General features: G+C 70.1%; 17 protein-coding genes. 13 read left to right on the forward strand and 4 right to left on the reverse strand.

Going from position 1 to position 18019, the window contains the following annotated elements; genetic code table 11:
* The first annotated feature begins 3 nt into the window (after positions 1-3).
* The 4 genes from BM417_RS10925 to BM417_RS10940 all read left to right on the forward strand — a co-directional run bounded on the left by BM417_RS10925 (position 4) and on the right by BM417_RS10940 (position 3862).
* Positions 4-276, forward strand: coding sequence for a hypothetical protein (locus BM417_RS10925; protein ID WP_093591258.1), 273 nt, complete (start codon positions 4-6; stop codon positions 274-276).
* 170 nt (positions 277-446) lie between these two features.
* Positions 447-740 carry a hypothetical protein gene (locus BM417_RS10930; RefSeq protein ID WP_093591261.1) on the forward strand — a complete coding sequence of 98 codons (294 nt, stop codon included), beginning with the start codon at positions 447-449 and terminating at the stop codon, positions 738-740.
* Between the two features lie 6 nt (positions 741-746).
* Entirely contained in the window at positions 747-3440 is a 2694-nt protein-coding gene (locus BM417_RS46705; protein ID WP_143138601.1) for a hypothetical protein, read from the forward strand.
* Positions 3431-3862 (forward strand): hypothetical protein, encoded by a 432-nt coding sequence (locus tag BM417_RS10940; protein WP_093591264.1) that lies wholly within the window; start codon positions 3431-3433, stop codon positions 3860-3862. Before BM417_RS46705 ends, BM417_RS10940 begins: the two co-directional genes overlap by 10 nt.
* Before the next feature lie 46 nt (positions 3863-3908).
* On the opposite strand, the gene BM417_RS10945 is transcribed toward BM417_RS10940, so the two are convergent.
* A complete protein-coding gene (locus BM417_RS10945) occupies positions 3909-4736 on the reverse strand; it encodes a dienelactone hydrolase family protein (protein ID WP_093591267.1) in 828 nt (275 codons plus the stop codon).
* 134 nt (positions 4737-4870) lie between these two features.
* Here BM417_RS10945 and glmS point away from each other — a divergent pair, with 134 nt between their 5' ends.
* From glmS to BM417_RS10975, 6 genes are all read left to right on the forward strand, one after another.
* Complete coding sequence (gene glmS / locus BM417_RS10950) at positions 4871-6730, forward strand: glutamine--fructose-6-phosphate transaminase (isomerizing) (protein ID WP_093591269.1); 1860 nt, start codon at positions 4871-4873, stop codon at positions 6728-6730.
* The gene (locus BM417_RS10955) at positions 6731-8113 is read left to right on the forward strand and encodes an NAD(P)H-hydrate dehydratase (RefSeq protein ID WP_093591272.1); all 1383 of its coding nucleotides are present in this window, start codon (positions 6731-6733) and stop codon (positions 8111-8113) included.
* Positions 8114-8163: 50 nt separating this feature from the next.
* The gene (gene alr, locus BM417_RS10960) at positions 8164-9249 is read left to right on the forward strand and encodes an alanine racemase (RefSeq protein ID WP_093591275.1); all 1086 of its coding nucleotides are present in this window, start codon (positions 8164-8166) and stop codon (positions 9247-9249) included.
* Positions 9246-10343, forward strand: coding sequence for an alpha/beta fold hydrolase (locus BM417_RS10965; protein ID WP_177320379.1), 1098 nt, complete (start codon positions 9246-9248; stop codon positions 10341-10343). The genes alr and BM417_RS10965 overlap by 4 nt, the downstream gene beginning before the upstream one ends.
* Positions 10340-10801, forward strand: coding sequence for a tRNA (adenosine(37)-N6)-threonylcarbamoyltransferase complex ATPase subunit type 1 TsaE (gene tsaE, locus BM417_RS10970; RefSeq protein WP_245821844.1), 462 nt, complete (start codon positions 10340-10342; stop codon positions 10799-10801). The genes BM417_RS10965 and tsaE overlap by 4 nt, the downstream gene beginning before the upstream one ends.
* A gap of 63 nt (positions 10802-10864) precedes the next feature.
* The gene (locus BM417_RS10975) at positions 10865-11209 is read left to right on the forward strand and encodes a hypothetical protein (RefSeq protein ID WP_093591284.1); all 345 of its coding nucleotides are present in this window, start codon (positions 10865-10867) and stop codon (positions 11207-11209) included.
* Positions 11210-11269: 60 nt separating this feature from the next.
* On the opposite strand, the gene BM417_RS10980 is transcribed toward BM417_RS10975, so the two are convergent.
* Positions 11270-12619 carry an acyl-CoA synthetase gene (locus BM417_RS10980; RefSeq protein ID WP_093591287.1) on the reverse strand — a complete coding sequence of 450 codons (1350 nt, stop codon included), beginning with the start codon at positions 12617-12619 and terminating at the stop codon, positions 11270-11272.
* A 74-nt stretch (positions 12620-12693) separates the two neighbouring features.
* Between BM417_RS10980 and tsaB the strand changes: the two genes are divergently transcribed.
* Genes tsaB through tsaD form a run of 3 tightly spaced genes read left to right on the forward strand, consistent with a single transcriptional unit; the run spans position 12694 to position 14877 of the window.
* Positions 12694-13374 carry a tRNA (adenosine(37)-N6)-threonylcarbamoyltransferase complex dimerization subunit type 1 TsaB gene (gene tsaB, locus BM417_RS10985; RefSeq protein ID WP_093591290.1) on the forward strand — a complete coding sequence of 227 codons (681 nt, stop codon included), beginning with the start codon at positions 12694-12696 and terminating at the stop codon, positions 13372-13374.
* The gene (gene rimI / locus BM417_RS10990) at positions 13371-13829 is read left to right on the forward strand and encodes a ribosomal protein S18-alanine N-acetyltransferase (protein ID WP_093591293.1); all 459 of its coding nucleotides are present in this window, start codon (positions 13371-13373) and stop codon (positions 13827-13829) included. The genes tsaB and rimI overlap by 4 nt, the downstream gene beginning before the upstream one ends.
* Positions 13822-14877 carry a tRNA (adenosine(37)-N6)-threonylcarbamoyltransferase complex transferase subunit TsaD gene (tsaD, locus tag BM417_RS10995; RefSeq protein ID WP_093591296.1) on the forward strand — a complete coding sequence of 352 codons (1056 nt, stop codon included), beginning with the start codon at positions 13822-13824 and terminating at the stop codon, positions 14875-14877. The genes rimI and tsaD overlap by 8 nt, the downstream gene beginning before the upstream one ends.
* A gap of 40 nt (positions 14878-14917) precedes the next feature.
* Here the strand turns inward: tsaD and BM417_RS11000 are convergent, their stop codons facing one another.
* Together BM417_RS11000 and BM417_RS11005 are read right to left on the reverse strand one after the other, a co-directional pair.
* Positions 14918-16441 (reverse strand): alkaline phosphatase D family protein, encoded by a 1524-nt coding sequence (locus BM417_RS11000; protein WP_093591299.1) that lies wholly within the window; start codon positions 16439-16441, stop codon positions 14918-14920.
* Between the two features lie 45 nt (positions 16442-16486).
* A complete protein-coding gene (locus tag BM417_RS11005; protein ID WP_093591302.1) occupies positions 16487-17992 on the reverse strand; it encodes an alkaline phosphatase D family protein in 1506 nt (501 codons plus the stop codon).
* Between the last annotated feature and the right edge of the window lie 27 nt (positions 17993-18019).

Genomic DNA, 18019 nt, shown 5'->3' on the forward strand with positions numbered 1-18019 from the left:
GGGATGACCGCGTTGATGCTGCTCGTACTCCTGGTGCTTCTGGGAGGTGTGGCAGCGGTCATCGCCGTCGTCGTCGTGACGACGAAGCGCAAACCCGCCCACCAGCCCCCGTTTCCGCCCGGTCACGGCCATCCCCAGCAGCCGTACCCACCGCAGGGATTTCCGCAGCAGGCCCCTCCCCAGCAAGGATTCCCCCAGCAGCAGCCGTACCCGTCCCACGGGTACCCGCAGCAGCCCCCGCCCGGCACACAGCCGCCCGCGCCCGGCGGCTGGTGACCAGGCGCCACCCGTTCAGTGGTGATCATCGGCGTCTTGCGCCGAATGGCTGTTTACTAAGGCAACCGACATCCTGGAGCTCCGGTCACCGCGTGATCCGAGCTGGCACTGTATGGCGGAACCCGATGAGGCCGAATTGCGTCAGATCGGGGACTAGGGGAGGCGAGCAGATGTCCGGGTTCGGCGTTCAGTCCGGCGATTTGACCAAGGCTGCGGGGACGTACGAGGCAGAGGGATCAGCCCTGATCCAGATGAAGGCCGCGGCCGTGCCGGGTGTGGGAGCCGGGCAGGTCGGCCGCAAGTTCCAGGGCGTCGCCGCCGAGTACAAGGCCTGCTTCGACCTCTTCGGCCAGGACTTGGAGAAGTTCGGCAAGGAGGCGACCGGCATCGCCACCCGCCTGAAGGACGTCGCCAAGACGTACGAGTCGAACGAGGCGCAGACCTCGAGCCAGTTCAAGGGGTAACGAGTCGTGGCGGATCAGACCGAGATCAAGAAGCTCCTCGACGACCCGAACGTCACGCCGGAGACCAAGAAGCAGCTCGTCCCCGCGCTCGCCGGTGCCGGCGCCTCGGACGAGGACGTCGAGCGGTATGCGAAGGCCAACGGAGTCGATGTTCCGAGCGATCCCGGCGTCGGCAGCTACCTGCTCGGCGCGGCGTTCGCCGTTCCTACCGCCGGCCTGAGCATGGGGGTGGTCGCCGGCAAGGAGATCGACCGCGCCCAGTGGGAGAAGAAGGGCGGCGACGCCGACAAGCTCGTCAACCAGGCCAAGGTGGAGCGCGAGCTCGGCGCCACCCAGAAGGTCCTGAACGAGCAGGGTGACGTTCCGAACAGCAACACGCTGCTCGACGCCGGCGCCCCCGGCCTGCGGTTCTTCGAGAAGTTCATCCCGATCTACCCCAAGGCCGCGCAGGCGTGCGGTCACGGTGGTGCCGCGCCGAACCTCGAAGGCGACATCTACCGCAAGTACGACGAGGTCCGCGACATCGACTTCGCGAAGTTCCGCGAAGACGCCCACAAGCTCACCGAGAACGTCAAGAAGGCGGACGCGCACGACAACGCGCTGGGTGCCGCCTGGAACGGGCTCGGTTCCTGGGAGGGCGCCGCCGCGAAGGCCGCGGGCGAGTACCGGACCAAGTTCGCCGGCGCCTCGAAGACGTTCGTGCAGCAGGCGGGCACGGCTCCCGGGGCGATCACCGCCGGCGTGACGAACATGCAGAAGCACGTCAAGGACTTCGCGCAGCAGATCCACGACCAGTACTCGGAGAAGTGCGGTGGTCTGACGGTCGAGGAGGCCGAGACCGCGATCCGTCAGGCGAACGGCGACATCTACGAGAACGACGCTGGCATCCTCGACGGACTCAGCGGCCTGCCCGGTTGGGTCGTAGGCGGTGTCGTGGGTGCTCTCACCGGCGGCATCCTGTCAGGCGTTCTCGCGGGCCTCGGCTGGGATTCCTGGGTCACGGGCCGGCGGGAATCCATCATCAACGAGGCCAAGCAGAAGCTGAAGGCGCTCTGCGAGGAGTTCGACGGCAAGAAGAAGGCGTTCGACGGCTACTGCCAGGCCGTGCAGGCCGGTGTCGACGCCGACTACAAGGCCATGTTCACGGGCTTGAAGAACGCGTTCAAGGACACGTTCGGCCCGATCGGCGACCCCCCGGCGTTCTCCGATCAGGGCGGCGGCCGCCAGAACGTCAACAACGGCGGCGGCGGTGGCGGTGGCAGCCCGAGCGGTGGCGGCGGTCCCAGCGGCGGCGGTGGCGGCGGTGGCACGCCGGAGATCCCGAAGCCGGAGAACCCGCTCGACAAGGACGGCGACGGCAAGCCCGACGTCCCCGGTGACACCGACGGCGACGGCAAGCCCGACGACCTCGACGGCGACGGCAAGCCCGACCAGCCCAAGCCCGAGGAAGAGCTCGAGACCGTCACGGTCACGGCCGGCGACAACACGATCAAGGTCACGGAGCCCGACTCGAACGGGCACGTGAAGATGACGATCGACACGCCGAAGGGCGAGCCGAAGACCTACGACCTGGACTTCAGCAAGAACCCCGAGGCAGCCAAGGCCCTGATGGGGCAGAACGGCACGCAGGCCATCACCAACATGGCCAACCAGCTCACCGGCTCGAACCCGACCGCGGCCGGCCAGACGCCGGGTGCGCAGACGCCGGCCGCCGGTGGCACGCCGGCACCCGGTGGCGGCGCGGCCCCGACGACGGGCCCGCTCGGTTCGGAGTCGAACCCGATCCCCGTCGAGGTCGGCGAGGACGGCAAGATCCACATCGAGCAGGACGGCGTCAACTTCACCGCCGAGGTCGACACCAAGACCGGCGAGATCAACCTGACCGCGGACAACGGCGACGGCACGCCCGACAAGATCGGCGTGGGCTTCGGCGAGGACGAGAACCCGGCCGCGCAGACGCCGGGCTCCGAGTCCGGTTCCGGCGGGGGCGGTTCCGACGGCGCCAGGCTCGAGGACGGCCTGCGCACGCCGGAGTCGGACTTCCCGCGGCCCGTCGAGGACGTCGTCACGACGCTGCCCGCCGAGGCCGACTTCCAACCGATGCCGGCACCCGCGGGTGAGCAGGTCTGGAGCCCGCCGGGGGAGACCGCGCCCAACGTGGCCGAGCGCTTCCAGGACTCGATGGCTCGCAGCTACATCGAGGACAACGGCATCATGCCGAGCGTCGGCGAGCCCAGGATCTCCGCGGAGAGCCCGCAGTTCGCCCAGGCCTCGGACGGCACGACGACGTCCGGTGTCTCGTTCACCGGTGGCGCGGGGGGCGGCGAGTCCGTGCTCGGCGGCTCGAACGCCGACAGCGCGTGGAGCAGCCCGAACTCGAGCGACAGCAGCGGAGGCTCGTTCAACACGAACCCCTCCGAGGCGGGTCAGGCGGGTTCCGCGAACCTGCCGTCCATGCAGGACGCCCACGGCCAGGCACCCAGCGGTGCGGCCTCCGGCGGAATGATGGGCGGCGGAATGATGGGTGGCGGCATGGCAGGCGCCGGAGCCGGCGGCCAGCAGGGCGGCGACTCCGAGCGCGGAGCCAGCCAGTGGCGCACCACGGGCACGTTGTTCGACGACGACAACAGCAACCCGTTGAGCGCCATGCAGACCACGCTGGGTGAAGACCGAGGAGAGGCCGCCAACCCATGGCGATGATCGGGGAAGTGGACCCGCGCGTTCAGGCGTTGTTCGACGAGAACATCGCCAAGACCCGCCGTGCCACCGCGGAGGTCTCGGCGGAGCTCAAGGCGAGCCAGGACAAGGTGGCCGCCGACATCGCGGCTCGCGAGGAAAAGCACAAGCAGGACGTCGCGGCCGCTCAGAAGAGCGCCGAGAACCTCGTCGAGCAGGGCGAACGGCAGCAGTCGCGCAAGCCGCAGTGGGACCGTCCCGAACGCGGCGCCGGTGAACTGGCGTTCGGCCCGGAGGACGACGACGGCTACGCGCCGCCGCAGCAGCAGGCACCGGTGGCCGCTCCGCCACCACCGCCGGTCGCGCCGCCGCCACCTGTGCATCGGCGTCGTCCGGCGCCCGTGGAGGACGATGACGACCTGAGCGGCCAGACCTGGCTCAGCTGACCTGATCTCCGGCCCCGCGTGCGATCCCGCACCGGGGCCGGAGTCGTCAGCGGCGAACCAGGGCTTCCCGCTGGAAGACGAGGTTCGCGTTCTTCAGGTCGCTGTCGAGCAGGTCGTCGTACGTCCGGTCGCCGGTCAGCACGCGGAGCAGGAACGCCGTCACGAACGCGCGTCCGAGCTTCTGCGATCCCCGCTCGGCGCTGCCGTCGAGCATGAGCTCGCTCCAGTGCCTGCCCTCGGTGAACCCGAGGTGCGAGGCCTTGGGCAGCAGCCGCAGTTGCACGGGGCCGCCCCAGGCCTGGGCGATCGCCTCGGCGTGGCCGACGGGCGGTGCGATGCGGTCCTCGCCCGCCGCGAGGTGCAGTCCGGGCGCGCGAACCTCCCGTGCCGCGTCCAGGGCGGAAGGCCGCGTCTCCGTTGCGGCCAAAGTCACAACGGCCCTGATGCGATCCGACCCCGACGTCGCCAGCACGGCCGCGCCGCCGCCCATCGAGTGCCCGGCGAGGGCCAGACGGGACGGGTCGACGCTGATCTCCCCGGTGCCGAGCCGCACGCCGGTGCAGATGTCCAAAGTGGTCAGCAGGTTCGCTGCCAGCACCCGCGACGACAGCAGCGGCCCGCGCTCCACGGCCGGTGCCGCGGCGACCACGCCCCACGACGCCAGGTGCCGCAAAAGGCCGTGGTAGCGGCGAACGGGCTGCATCCAGCCGTGTCCGAACGCGACGGCGGGCAGACCGAGGCCGGACTGGGGCGTGAAGATCACGCCCGGCAGGCCGACGAGCGCGAGGTCGCCGCGCAGCACGGGGTGCGGGCCAGGCCTGCTGAGCTGCTCAAGGGCCTGTTTCGCGGTCAGCGTGATCACGCGGCGAGCCATGCCGTGAACCGTAGTCGATCCTGTCGCGCGCACCACACCTGAGATTGGTCTACACCACATGGGCGCTTGACCTGCGCAAACGGGGTGCCCTCACTCATTAGGGTTAGCGGCGTGGTCTAGCTAGTCTGTTTTCCGTGTGCGGAATCGTGGGATACGTGGGTCACCAGTCGGCACTCGACGTGGTGCTGGACGGGCTGAGGCGCCTCGAGTACCGGGGCTACGACTCGGCGGGCGTCGCGGTCGTGACAGGCGACGACCTCGCCGTCGAACGCAAGGCCGGGCGGCTGCAGAACCTGGAGACGAGGCTCGACGAGGTGGGCCGCGACAACTTCGTGGGCACCGTCGGCATGGGCCACACCCGGTGGGCGACGCACGGCGCGCCGATCGACAAGAACTCGCACCCGCACCGCGACGCGACGAACCGCGTCGCCGTGGTGCACAACGGCATCATCGAGAACTTCCTCGCGCTGCGCGGTGAGCTCGAAGGTCTCGGCGTCGAGATGGCGTCCGACACCGACACCGAGACGGTCGCGCACCTCGTGGCGTTCGCCTACGCCGAGGGCGACACCAAGGGCGACCTGCCTGCCAGCGTGCGCAAGATCGTGAACCGCCTGGAGGGCGCGTTCACGCTCGTCTTCACGCACGCCGACGAGCCCGACACGGTCGTCGCCGCGCGCCGCAACTCCCCGCTGGTCGTCGGCGTCGGCGAGAACGAGTACTTCGTCGCGAGCGACGTCGCCGCGTTCATCGCGCACACCAAGGAAGCCGTCGAGCTGGGCCAGGACCAGATGGTCGTGCTGACCCGCTCCGGCTACGAGGTCACCGACTTCGCCGGCGAGCCCGCCGAGGCCAAGCCGTTCACGGTCAACTGGGACCTCAGCGCCGCCGAGAAGGGCGGCCACGAGTACTTCATGCTCAAGGAGATCGAGGAGCAGCCGGAGGCGCTGGCGAACACGCTGCGCGGCCACTTCGCGAACGGCCGGATCGTCCTCGACGAGCAGCGTCTGTCCGACCAGGACCTGCGCGACGTCGACAAGGTCTTCGTCATCGCCTGCGGTTCGGCCTACCACTCCGGTCTCGTCGCGAAGTACGCGATCGAGCACTGGACCCGCCTGCCCGTCGAGGTCGAGCTGGCCTCCGAGTTCCGCTACCGCGACCCGGTGCTCGACCGCGACACGCTCGTCGTCGCCGTGTCGCAGTCCGGCGAGACCGCGGACACGCTGGAGGCCGTGCGTCACGCCCGTGAGCAGAAGGCCCGTGTTCTGGCCGTCTGCAACACGAACGGCGCGCAGATCCCGCGTGAGTCCGACGCCGTCCTCTACACGCACGCCGGTCCGGAGATCGGTGTCGCTTCGACGAAGGCGTTCCTCGCCCAGATCGCCGCGAACTACCTGGTGGGCCTGGCCCTGGCGCAGGCTCGTGGCACCAAGTACCCGGACGAGGTCGCCCGCGAGTTCCACGAGCTGGAGGCCATGCCCGAGGCCGTGCGGCGCGTCCTCGGGACGGCCGACCAGGTTCGTGCGCTCGGCCGGGAGCTCGCCGACTCGAAGGCGGTGCTGTTCCTCGGCCGTCACGTCGGCTACCCGGTGGCCCTGGAGGGCGCGCTCAAGCTCAAGGAGCTCGCCTACATGCACGCCGAGGGCTTCGCGGCGGGCGAGCTCAAGCACGGCCCGATCGCGTTGATCGAGGAGGGCCTCCCGGTCGTCGTGGTCATGCCGTCGCCGAAGGGTCGCGCCGTCCTGCACTCGAAGCTGGTGTCGAACATCAGCGAGATCCAGGCCCGTGGCGCCCGCACGATCGTGATCGCCGAGGAGGGCGACGAGACCGTGCGCCCGTTCGCCGACCACCTGATCGAGATCCCGGCCGTCCCGACGCTGCTTCAGCCGCTCATCTCGACGGTGCCGCTGCAGATCCTCGCGGCCGAGATCGCGTCCGCCCGCGGCTACGACGTGGACAAGCCTCGCAACCTGGCGAAGTCCGTTACCGTCGAGTGAGTGAGAGGCGTCTGGCACACCGAACGCGTCAAGTCCGCTGAAGAGGAGCTCATGGCGGTCGTCCCGCCGGGCTCGCTGATGCGCAAGGCCGCGTTCGGTGTGGCCACCCACGCCCTCAGGCTTCTTTCCGGACGTCGTCGCGTCACGTTGCTCGTGGGTGCGGGCAACAACGGCGGCGACGCCCTGTGGGCCGGCTACTTCCTGCGCCGCAGGGGGATCGCCGTGTCCGCGGTGCTGCTCAACCCGGCCAAAGCGCACGTCGAAGGCCTGGCAGCGTTTCGGCGCGTGGGCGGGCGGATCGTCTCCGAGGTCGGCACTCCGGACCTGGTGATCGACGGCATCGTCGGCCTCTCCGCACGCGGTCCGCTGCGTCCCGAGGCGGCAGCGCTGGTCGAGACGGTCACGGCGCCGATCCTGGCGGTGGACCTGCCGTCCGGCATCGACCCGGACACCGGCGAGATCTCCGGACCGCACGTCCGCGCGCACACCACGGTCACGTTCGGCTGCCTGAAGCCGGTGCACGCGCTGGCCGACTGCGGCGAGGTGCACCTGGTCGACATCGGCCTCAGGCCGTCAGATCCCGACTTCGTGCTGCTGGACCGCGGGGACATCGCCTGGCCGGTGCCGGGCCCGTCCGACGACAAGTACACCCAGGGCGTCACGGGAGTGGCGGCCGGAAGCACGACCTATCCCGGCGCCGCGGTGCTTTCCACCGGCGCCGCCGTGCTCGCGACGTCCGGAATGGTCCGCTACGCCGGTCCGGCCGCCGACGCCATCCGCGCCCGCTGGCCCGAGACGATCTGCACCGGCTCGATCACCGACGCCGGTCGCGTCCAGGCCTGGGTCGTCGGCCCCGGCATGGGCACGGGCAGCTCGTCCGCCGACGTCCTGAGATTCGTCCTGGACGCCGGGGTGCCGGTGATCGCCGACGCGGACGCCATCACGCTGCTCGCCTCGACCCCGTCGCTCTGGGACGCCCGCGATCCGGACGCCGCCCTGGTGCTGACACCGCACGACCGCGAGTTCGAACGCCTGGCCGGTCCGGTGGGCCCGGATCGTGTCGCGGCGGCCCGCAAGGCCGCTCAGCGGTTCAACGCCGTGGTGCTGCTCAAGGGCCATCGAACGGTCGTGGCGGCGCCGGACGGACGGGCGCTGGTCAACTCGGCGACGTCGTCCTGGCCCGCGACGGCCGGATCGGGCGACGTGTTGTCGGGCATCATCGGCGCGCTGCTCGCGGGCGGGGTGGATCCGTTCCTGGCCGCGGGCTACGGGGCCTACCTGCACGTGCGGGCAGCCGAACTGGGCGCGGACGGCGCTCCGGTGCCCGCCTCGGGCCTGATGGCGGCCATTCCCAGCGCCATCAGGGCACTTCGCCGGGCATGAGCGCTCGCTCACACTTGTGAGCTGCGAAGTCATGGCACGATGAACAGGTTATGGCCCGTTCAGAAGTGGTAGTCGACCTCGGTGCGCTGCGGCACAACGTCGCGTTGCTCGCCGGCCTCGCTCCCGGCGCGGAGACGATGGCCGTCGTCAAGGCGGACGGCTACGGCCACGGCGCGGTGGAGGTCGCCCGCGCAGCCCTGGAAGCCGGCGCGACCTGGCTCGGTTCCTGTTCGACGCAGGAAGCTCTCGCCCTGCGGACCGCGGGCATCCAGGCACCGATCCTGGCCTGGCTCGACGCGCCGGACGAGGATCTCGCCGCCGGTCTCGCGGCCGACGTCGACATGTCCGTGGCGTCGATGTCGGACCTGCGCAGGGTCGAGGCCGCCGCCGAGGAGGCCGACGCCCGGCCGCGGATCCATCTCAAGATCGACACCGGCCTGAGCCGCAACGGCTGCCAGCCGCACGACTGGCCGGAGCTGGTCGAGGCCGCGAGCAGGCACGAGGTGGTGGCCGTCTGGTCGCATCTCGCGTCCGCGGACGAGATCGGCGACCCGTCCATCGACCTGCAGGCCAAGAGGTTCGACGACGCCTACGAGGTCGCCAAGAGCTTCGGCCTGACCCCGAAACGGCACATCGCGAACTCGGCGGCGTTGCTGACCAGGCCCGATCTGCACTTCGACATCGTCAGGCCCGGCATCGCGATGTACGGGCTGAACCCGGTGCCGACCGAGCACGACCTGAGGCCGGTCATGAGCTACCGGTCGCACGTGGCGCTCACGAAACGTATCCCCGCAGGTGAGTCCGTCTCCTACGGGATGACATGGACAGCGCGGACGGACACGACGCTGGCACTGGTGCCGGCGGGGTATGCGGACGGTGTCCCGAGGGCGCTCTCCGGCCGGATGGAGGTGCTCCTGGACGGGAGACGCCGCCCGGTGGTCGGCCGTGTCTGCATGGACCAGATCGTCGTGGACTGCGGGAACGACGAGATCGCGGAGGGTGCCGAGGTCGTCCTGTTCGGCGACGGGAGCCGGGGGGAGCCGACGGCGACGGAGTGGGCGGAGCTGACCGGGACGATCAACTACGAGATCGTCTGCGGGATGTACCGGCCTCGGGTGCGGAGGATCTACACGTGAAGCCGGTGTGGAAGGTCGTCGGGTGGGTCGGTGGCGCGGTCGGTGCCGTCGTCGCCGGTGCCGCCGTGGCGCAGACCGCGAAGGTCTCGCACGAGCGCAAGACCGCGTCCGACAGCCTCGCTGACGAGCCGCTCGGTGAACTGAGGCCCGATCGCGAGTCGACGGTGGCCGCCGAGGACGGTGTGCCGATCTCCGTCGAGGAGGTCGACCCGGCGGACGGCGGCGAGCCGGACATCACGGTCGTGCTGGTGCACGGGTTCGCGCTGGACCGCCGGTGCTTCCACTTCCAGCGCCGCGACCTCGCCGAGCTGCTCGACCCGCGCGTCCACCAGGTGCTCTACGACCAGCGCGGCCACGGCCGTTCCGGGAAGTCCTCCGCCGAGAACAGCACGATCGACCAGCTCGCGCTCGACCTCGACTCGGTGATCCGCTCGGTCGTGCCGGAGGGCCCGCTGGTGCTCGTCGGTCATTCGATGGGCGGCATGACGATCATGGCGCTGGCCGAGAAGCATCCGGAGCTCTTCGAGGAACGGGTGCGCGGCGTCGCGTTGATCGGCACGGCCGCCGGAGCCGTGGGCGGTGCGGGACTGCCGAAGTCCGTGCTGTCGCGGTACAACCCGGTGACGCTGGGCGTCGGCCGGCTCGCGGGCATTCAGCCCGGACTCGTCGAGTGGGTCCGCAAGGGCACGAAGACGCTGACGTGGAGCGGCATCCGCGCGCTGGCGTTCGGTGACCGCAAGGTCGCACCGTCCCTTGTGGACCTGATGGAGAAGATGATCAACGGGACCACGGTGAAGGTGCTCACCGAGTTCCTGGAGACCCTCGGCACGCACGACCGCTACAAGGCGCTCGCCGGGTTGCGGCACTGCGAGGTGCTGATCCTGAGCGGTGACGCGGACAAGCTGACGCCGTTCTCGCACGCCGAGCGGATGGCCGAGGAGATGCCGCACGCCACCCTGGTCCGGGCCCCCGGTGCCGGGCACATGGTGATGATGGAGCAGGCTGATCTGGTCAACGACCACCTGGTCGCGCTCGTCGAACGCTGCGCGACCGATCGCGGAGAGAGTCGGAAGAAGTGGTGGCGCCGAGCGTGAAGACCGTCGAACTGCCCCTGGTGGAGGACACCGAGGAGTTCGGCCGCAAGCTGGGTGAAGTGGTGCGGGCGGGCGACCTGCTGCTGCTCGCCGGGCCGTTGGGAGCGGGGAAGACGGCGCTGGTGCGCGGCCTCGCGCGCGGCCTCGGCGTGCAGGGCCGGGTGTCCTCGCCGACGTTCGTCGTCGCCCGCGTCCACGAGCCCGCCGAGGACGGGCGTGGCGTGCGGCTGGTGCACGTCGACGCGTACCGGCTCGGGGGTCACCTGGACGAGCTGGACGATCTCGATCTGGACACCGACCTGGTCGACGCCGTGGTCGCCGTCGAGTGGGGCGAGGGCGTCGCGGAACGCCTGAACGAAGATCATCTGCTGATCCGGCTCGAACGCGGAATCGACGACGTTCGCACAGCTCAGCTGATCCCGCACGGCGAGTGGAGCTCACGTCCCCTGCCTGTGTGACGTTTTCTGACGCATGGGGTGACGTCCATTAAGGACAGAGCGTGACGGGCCGATGAACCCCGCATGATCAAGAAGACGCTCTTCGCAACCGCAGTCATCGGTGGCGCCCTGCTGGCCGCCGCTGCTCCCGCTTCCGCCGGCGAGCACGACCGCTCCGGCGGCATCAGCGTTGCCGACAACCTCTGCGCCGCGCCGTGGCAGTGGAACGGCCCGTTCTCGCTGCTGCACGAGGGCCACGCCCCCGGCTACGCCGCGTGCAACGACAACCACGCCGCCGGTGGTCACGGCATCAGCGTGCTGAACAACGCCTGCGTCGCGCCGTGGCAGTGGAACGGCCCGCTCGAGATCTTCACGGTCGACCACTCGCCGTCCTACGTCGCCTGCAACGGCAACACGTCCGGCCGCTAGTCCGGAGCGTCACGGGGGATGGCCGGACGAGCCCGCCGGCCATCCCCTGCGACCGTCCTTTCAGGACAACTCTCGTTTGAGGACCTTGCCCATCTCGTTGCGCGGCAAGGCCTGCAGATAGCGCACCACACGCGGCCTCTTGTGCGGCGACAACAACTTCGCGACATGGTCGCGCAGGGCTGATGGTTCCGGCGCTTCGCCCGCTGGAACCACCCACGCCACGATCCGCTCGCCCAGGTCGTCGTCCGGCTCGCCCGTCACCGCCACCTCGGCCACCGACGGATGCTCGAGCAGCACGTTCTCGATCTCGCCCGCGCCGATCTTGTAGCCACCGCTCTTGATCAGGTCCGTGGCCTGCCGCCCGACGATGCGGATGTACCCGTCGGGATCGCGTACCGCCATGTCGCCGGTCCTGAACCACCCGTCCCGGAACGCCGCCTCCGTCGCGTCCGGACGGTTCAGGTACTCCAGGAACAGGTTCGGCCCGCGCACCTCGATCTCGCCGATCGCGCCGTCGCCCACGTCGTGGCCCTGCTCGTCCACCACCTGGACGTCGACGCCGTCCACCGGCAGCCCGACCGCGCCCGGCCGGCGATCACCGTCGAACCGCACGCTGACGTTCATCAGCGTCTCGCTCATCCCGTACCGCTCGACGATCCCCTGTCCGGTGGCCTTCGCGATCCGCTCGTGGTCGCTCGCGGGCAGCGCGGCACTCCCGGAGACCAGCAGGCGGGCCGTGCGGAACTGATCGGCCAAGGCGGCGTCGTTCTCGACGGCCTCCGCGATCCGGTGGTACATCGTCGGGACGCCGAACATCATCGTGGCGCCGGTCGCCAGCTCGTGGCCGATGGCCTCCGGCGAGAACTTCACGTGCCGCACCGCACCGCCGATCCGCAGCGGGCCGAGGACGCCGATGCCAAGTCCGTGCACGTGGAACAGCGGCAGCCCGTGCACCAGCACGTCGCCGCTCGTCCACTGCCAGGCCTGGGCGAGCGCGTCGATGTTCGAGGTCAGCGACCGGCGGGGCAGCACCACGCCCTTGGGTGGCCCGGTCGTGCCCGAGGTGTAGATGACCAGCGCGGGAGTCTCCGGACCCGGCTCGTCGAACGTGCCCGGTTCGCCGAACACGATCGGTTCGTCGCGCAGGATCAGATCCGGCTTGCTGTCGCCGAGGATGTGCTCCAGCTCGCGTTCGCCGAGCTTGGGGTTGAGCGGCACGATCGCCACGCCCGCTTTGAGTCCCGCCACGACCGAGACGCACGTTTCCAGCGTGGAAGTCGCCCAGACGGCGACACGGATGTTGCCTTTGAGGCGTTCCGCCAGAGTGCCCGCGGCCTGGTGCAGCTCGGCATAGGTCAGGGACTTCTCACCGAAGCGCAGGGCCTCGCGGTCACTCGGTTCAGCGAACATGGATCCAGGGTCGTACCCATCCCTTGAGGACGCATCGGAAGTGTGGTCTGCCACACGTACTACTCTGGACAATCGTGCTAGTGCTCGCCGTCGACACGGCCACCCCCGCAGTCACCGCCGGTGTGGTCGAACTCGCGCCCGACTCCCCGCCGCGCCTGCTCGCGAAGCGGGTGACGCTCAACGCCAAGGCGCACGGCGAGCTGCTCACCCCGCACATCACCGACGCGCTCGCGGAGGCCGGCAGGACGTTCGCCGATCTCGACGCCATCGTCGTCGGCGCGGGCCCTGGGCCCTTCACCGGTCTGCGGGTCGGTCTCGCCACCGCCGCCGCGCTCGGCCAGGCGCTCAATCGCCCGGTCTACCCGGTCGCGACCCCGGACGCCATCGCCAAGGACGCTGCAAGCGGCCACCCGCTGCTCGTCGCGACGGACGCGCGGCGCAAGGAGGTCTACTGGGCCGCCTACGACGCCGCCGGTCGCCGCACGGACGGCCCGCACGTCGAGCGCCCGCAGGACCTCGCCGAGAAGCTGCCGGCCCTGGGCGTGCGCCAGGCGACCGGTGAGGGTGCCGAGATCTACGCCGACGTCCTCGGCTTGGAGCTGCTCCAAGCGAAGCACCCGAGTCCGGAGGGACTGGTCGCCGCCGCGGCCGCCGAGGTGCTCGCCAAGGCCCGCCCGGCCGCGCTCACCCCGCTCTACCTGCGCCGTCCCGACGCCGTCGAGCCCACCGGGCGCAAGCGGGTGACCAGGGCATGACCACCGGCACCGTCACGTTCGCGCCTCTGCGGCACACCGACGTGCCCAGGTGCCACGAGATCGAGCTGGCGTTGTTCCCCGGCGACGACCCGTGGAGCGAGAACGCGTTCCACAGCGAGCTCGACAACGGCAACTACTACATCGGCGCGTACGCCGACGACGAGCTGATCGGGTACGCCGGGCTCGCCGTCAGCCAGTACGAGGCCAGCGTGCACACGATCGCCGTGATCGGGCACTGGCAGGGCAGGGGCGTCGGCAAGACGCTGCTGAAGGACCTGCTGGCCCGCGTCGACGAGATCAACGTGCCGGTCTACCTGGAAGTCCGCACGGACAACGAGCCGGCGATCGCCCTGTACAAGGCACACGGCTTCGACCAACTCGGCCTGCGCCGCCGCTACTACCAGCCGTCGGGTGCCGACGCGTACACGATGGGAAGGCCCGCACAAAGTGTCTGATCGTTTGATTCTGGGCATCGAGAGCTCGTGCGACGAGACGGGCTTCGGCATCGTCCGCCTCGGACCGGACGGCTCGCTCGAACTGCTCGCCGACGAGGTCGCCTCGAGCGTGGAGGAGCACGCCCGCTTCGGCGGCGTCGTGCCGGAGGTCGCCTCGCGCGCCCACCTCGAGGCGCTGGTCCCGACCATGCGCAGGGCCCTCGACACCGCGAAGGTCGAGCTCTCCCAGATCCACTCCATCGCCGTCACCGCCGGACCGGGTCTGGCCGGCGCGCTGCTGGTTGGCGTGTCCGCCGCGAAGGCGTACGCGGCCGCACTCGGCAAGCCGCTCTACGGCGTCAACCACCTCGCGGGCCACGTCGCCGCGGACACGTTGCAGCACGGCCCGTTGCCGCAGCGCTGCCTCGCGCTGCTGGTCTCCGGCGGCCACTCGCAGCTGCTGCTGATCGAGGGCGGCCTGGCGAACTCGATCACCGAGATCGGGTCCACCGTGGACGACGCGGCCGGCGAGGCGTACGACAAGGTCGCGCGGCTGCTCGACCTGCCGTACCCCGGCGGCCCGCCCATCGACAAGCTCGCCAAGCAGGGCAACGGTTGCGCGATCGCGTTCCCGCGCGGCCTCACCGGCCCGCGCGACGCGAAGTACGACTTCTCGTTCTCCGGCCTGAAGACCTCGGTCGCCCGCTGGGTCGAACGCGCCGAGCGGGCCGGCGAGGAGATCCCGCTGGCCGACGTCGCCGCGTCGTTCCAGGAGGCCGTCGCGGACGTGCTGACCGCCAAGGCGATCCGCGCCGCGAAGGACCTGGACGTCGGCACGCTGGTGATCTCCGGCGGCGTCGCGGCGAACTCGCGGCTGAGCGGGCTCGCCGCCGAACGCTGCGCCGAGGCGGGCATCGAACTGCGCGTGCCGCGCCCACGGCTGTGCACCGACAATGGCGCGATGATCGCGGCGCTCGGCGCCCACCTCGTCGCGGCGGGCGCCAAGCCGTCCCCGATGGACATCTCGACCACGCCGGGCCTTCCGGTCAGCACGGTCCAGATTCTCTAGACGTTCTGAAGCTCGTGGAGGACCGGAGTCCCGGACTCCGCTAGGCCTTGTGGAGTCCGGGACTCCGGTCCTCGATCACGAACGACGCCTTCGTGGTCACCGGAGCTCCGGGCGTGCGCACGTAGTCGAGCCCGCGGAAGTCCGCCCGCACCTCACGCGCGGTGAACTTCGTCCGCACGTACCCGCGCCGGTTGTTGAAGTACTTCACGTGCGGGTTCTCGGCCAGGATCGCCGGCGTCTCCGGCCGGGTTTCCGAACCGTCACCGCCGGACGTGATCGACGTCGACACCAGCTCCGTCGCGACCGTGCGCGAAGTCGGGTCGTTCCAACGTTCCTTGACGTCGGCCGCCCACGCCGCGTGCACGTCACCGGTCAGCACGACGGTGTTGCGCGTGTGGCAGAACCCTGCGGCCACACGGTCGCGGTTCGCGGCGTAGCCGTCCCACGCGTCCATGTTGTTGGTCTCGCCGACGCCGGGCGTGAAGTCGAGCTGTGAGAAGAACACCTGCTGCCCCAGCACGTCCCAACGCGCGTGCGAGCGCTTCAGCCCGTCCAGCAGCCACTTCTCCTGCGCGGCACCGGTGATCGTGCGCGTCGGCTCCAACCGTTCCGGACAAGCCTTCAAGCCGTCACCACACGCCTGGTCGTCGCGGTACTGCCGGGTGTCGAGCAGGTGGAAGTTCGCGAGCCCGCCCCACTGCAACCGCCGGTAGAGCTGCAGGTCGATCCCGGAAGGCTTGGACCGGATCGGCATGTTCTCGTAGTAGGCCTGGAACGCCGCCGCCCGCCGCGCCAGGAAGTTCGGTTGCGGGATCTGCGGCTTCTCGTAGACCTCGTCCGCCCAGTTGTTGTCGATCTCGTGGTCGTCCCACACGACCGCCCACGGCGCCACGGCGTGCGCTTCCTGGAGGTCGAGGTCGGTCTTGTACTGCGCGTGCCGCTGCCGGTAGTTGGCCAGCGTCTCGGTCTCCGGGCCCTCGTGGTCGCGCGGGTTGCCGCCCGGCGCCACGTACGCGCCCTTCGTGTACTCGTACTGGTAGTCGCCGAGGTGCAGCACCAGGTCGGGCTGGTCCTCGGCCAGGCGCCGGTACGCGGTGAAGTAGCCGTGCTCGAACTGCGAGCAGGAGGCGAACGCCATCGTGAGCCCGCTGCCCAACGCCCATGGTGCCAACGCCGTGCGCGTGCGGCCCGTACGAGAGAGATGGCCCTCGGCGGCGAAGCGGTAGAAGTACTCGCGGCCAGGCAGAAGCCCACGCACGTCCACGTGCACGCTGTGGCCTTCCTCAGGCCGTGCGTAGGTCTTGCCGCGACGGATGACGCGCCGGAACCGCTCGTCCAGTGCGATCTCCCACTTCACCTCGACGGCGCGGGACGGCATGCCGCCCGCCCCGTCCTCCGCGAGAGGGGTGGGTGCCAGGCGGGTCCACAGGACCACGCTGTCGAAGGTCGGGTCGCCGGAGGCGACTCCCAAGGTGAACGGGTCGGCCAGCCGGTCCGACCCCGCGCCGACGGTGGTGAGCGCAAGTCCCCCGATGAGGAGTGCGCGCCGGGTCACTCGAGTCATGGTCAGACCCTCACGCACCAGGGTGGATACCAGGTGAACGCTTCCCTAAAGCCTGTGAAGCCCTGGGACGCGGTCTTCCACGGCGAACGAGGCCTTGGTGTGGACGGGCGAACCCGGCCTCGTCACGTAGTCCAGCCCGCGGAAGTCCGTGCGCAGCTCATCGGGCGTGAACCGCGTCAACGTGTAACCGCGCCGGTTGTTGAAGTACTTCACGTGCGGGTTCTCGCGCAGCCACAGCGGCGTCTCGTCGTACTCCTCCGACCCGTCGCCACCGGCCGTGATCGAGGTGGTGACCAGTTCGGTCGCCAACGTCTTCGACGACGGGTCGTCCCACCGCTGTTTCACCTCCGCGCCCCACGCCGCGTGCACGTCCCCGGTCAGCACGACCGGGTTCCGCACGTCGGCAAGCCCAGCCACGACGCGGTCCCGGTCGGCGGCGTAGCCGTCCCACGCGTCCAGCAGGAACTTGTCGACCTCGCCGGGGATGTAGTCGTACTGCGAGAAGAACACCTGCTGCCCGAGCACGTCCCAGCGCGCCCGCGAGCCGCGGAAGCCGTTGAACAGCCACTCCTCCTGCGCGGCGCCGAGCATCGTGCGTTCCGGCTCCAGCCGTTCGGGACAGAGCTGGAGCCCGTCCCCGCAGGCCTGGTCGGTCCGGTACTGGCGGGTGTCGAGCATGTGGAACGTCGCGAGCGCGCCCCAGCCGATCCGCCGATACAGCCTTGATGACCTGCGCAAAGGCATGTTCTCGTAGTAGGCCTGGATGGCCGCGGCCCGCCGCGCGGGGAAGTTCGGCTGCGGCTTGTCCGGCAGCAGTCCCGCCCAGTTGTTGTCGATCTCGTGGTCGTCCCAGATCACCGCCCACGGCGCCACGGCGTGCGCTTCCTGGAGGTCGGGGTCGGTCTTGTACTGCGCCTGCCGACGCCGGTAGCCGGCGAGCGTCACGGTGGTCGGGCCCTCGACCTGCCGGACGTTGCCGCTCGGAGCGACGTGGATGCCGCTCTCGTACTCGTAGGTGTAGTCGCCGAGGTGCAGCACGAGGTCGGGCTCGTCCTCCGCGAGTCTTCGGTAGGCGGTGAAGTAGCCGTGCTCGTACTGCGCGCACGACGCGAAGGCCATCGTCAGCGGTACCTGCAACGAGCCAGGAGGAGGTGTCGTGCGCGTACGGCCTGTCCGCGAGAGATGGCTGAGGGCCCTGAAGCGGTAGAAGTACTCGCGGCCGGGCTCCAGTCCGACGAGCTCCACGTGGACGCTGTGGGCCTCCTCAGGTCGAGCCGTGGTGGAGCCGCGCTGAACAATTCGGGTGAATCGTTCGTCGTCGGCGACCTGCCAATCCACCTCGATCGGGCGCGCCGGCATGCCTCCCAGGCCGTCCTCGGCGAGCGGTTCGACCGCCAGCCGCGTCCACAGGACCACTCCGTCGGGTGCCGGGTCGCCCGAGGCCACACCGAGTGTGAAAGGGTCGCCCGGCCGGGCCGAAGCGGCGACCGAGAACGCTGTGACTCCTGCCACGCCTGCGAGCAGCAGCGTTCGGCGCGTCAACGTGGACATGCCCTGAATACGGCTCCCGGATGGTGA

Source organism: Lentzea waywayandensis (assembly GCF_900115955.1).
Taxonomy (GTDB): domain Bacteria; phylum Actinomycetota; class Actinomycetes; order Mycobacteriales; family Pseudonocardiaceae; genus Lentzea; species Lentzea waywayandensis.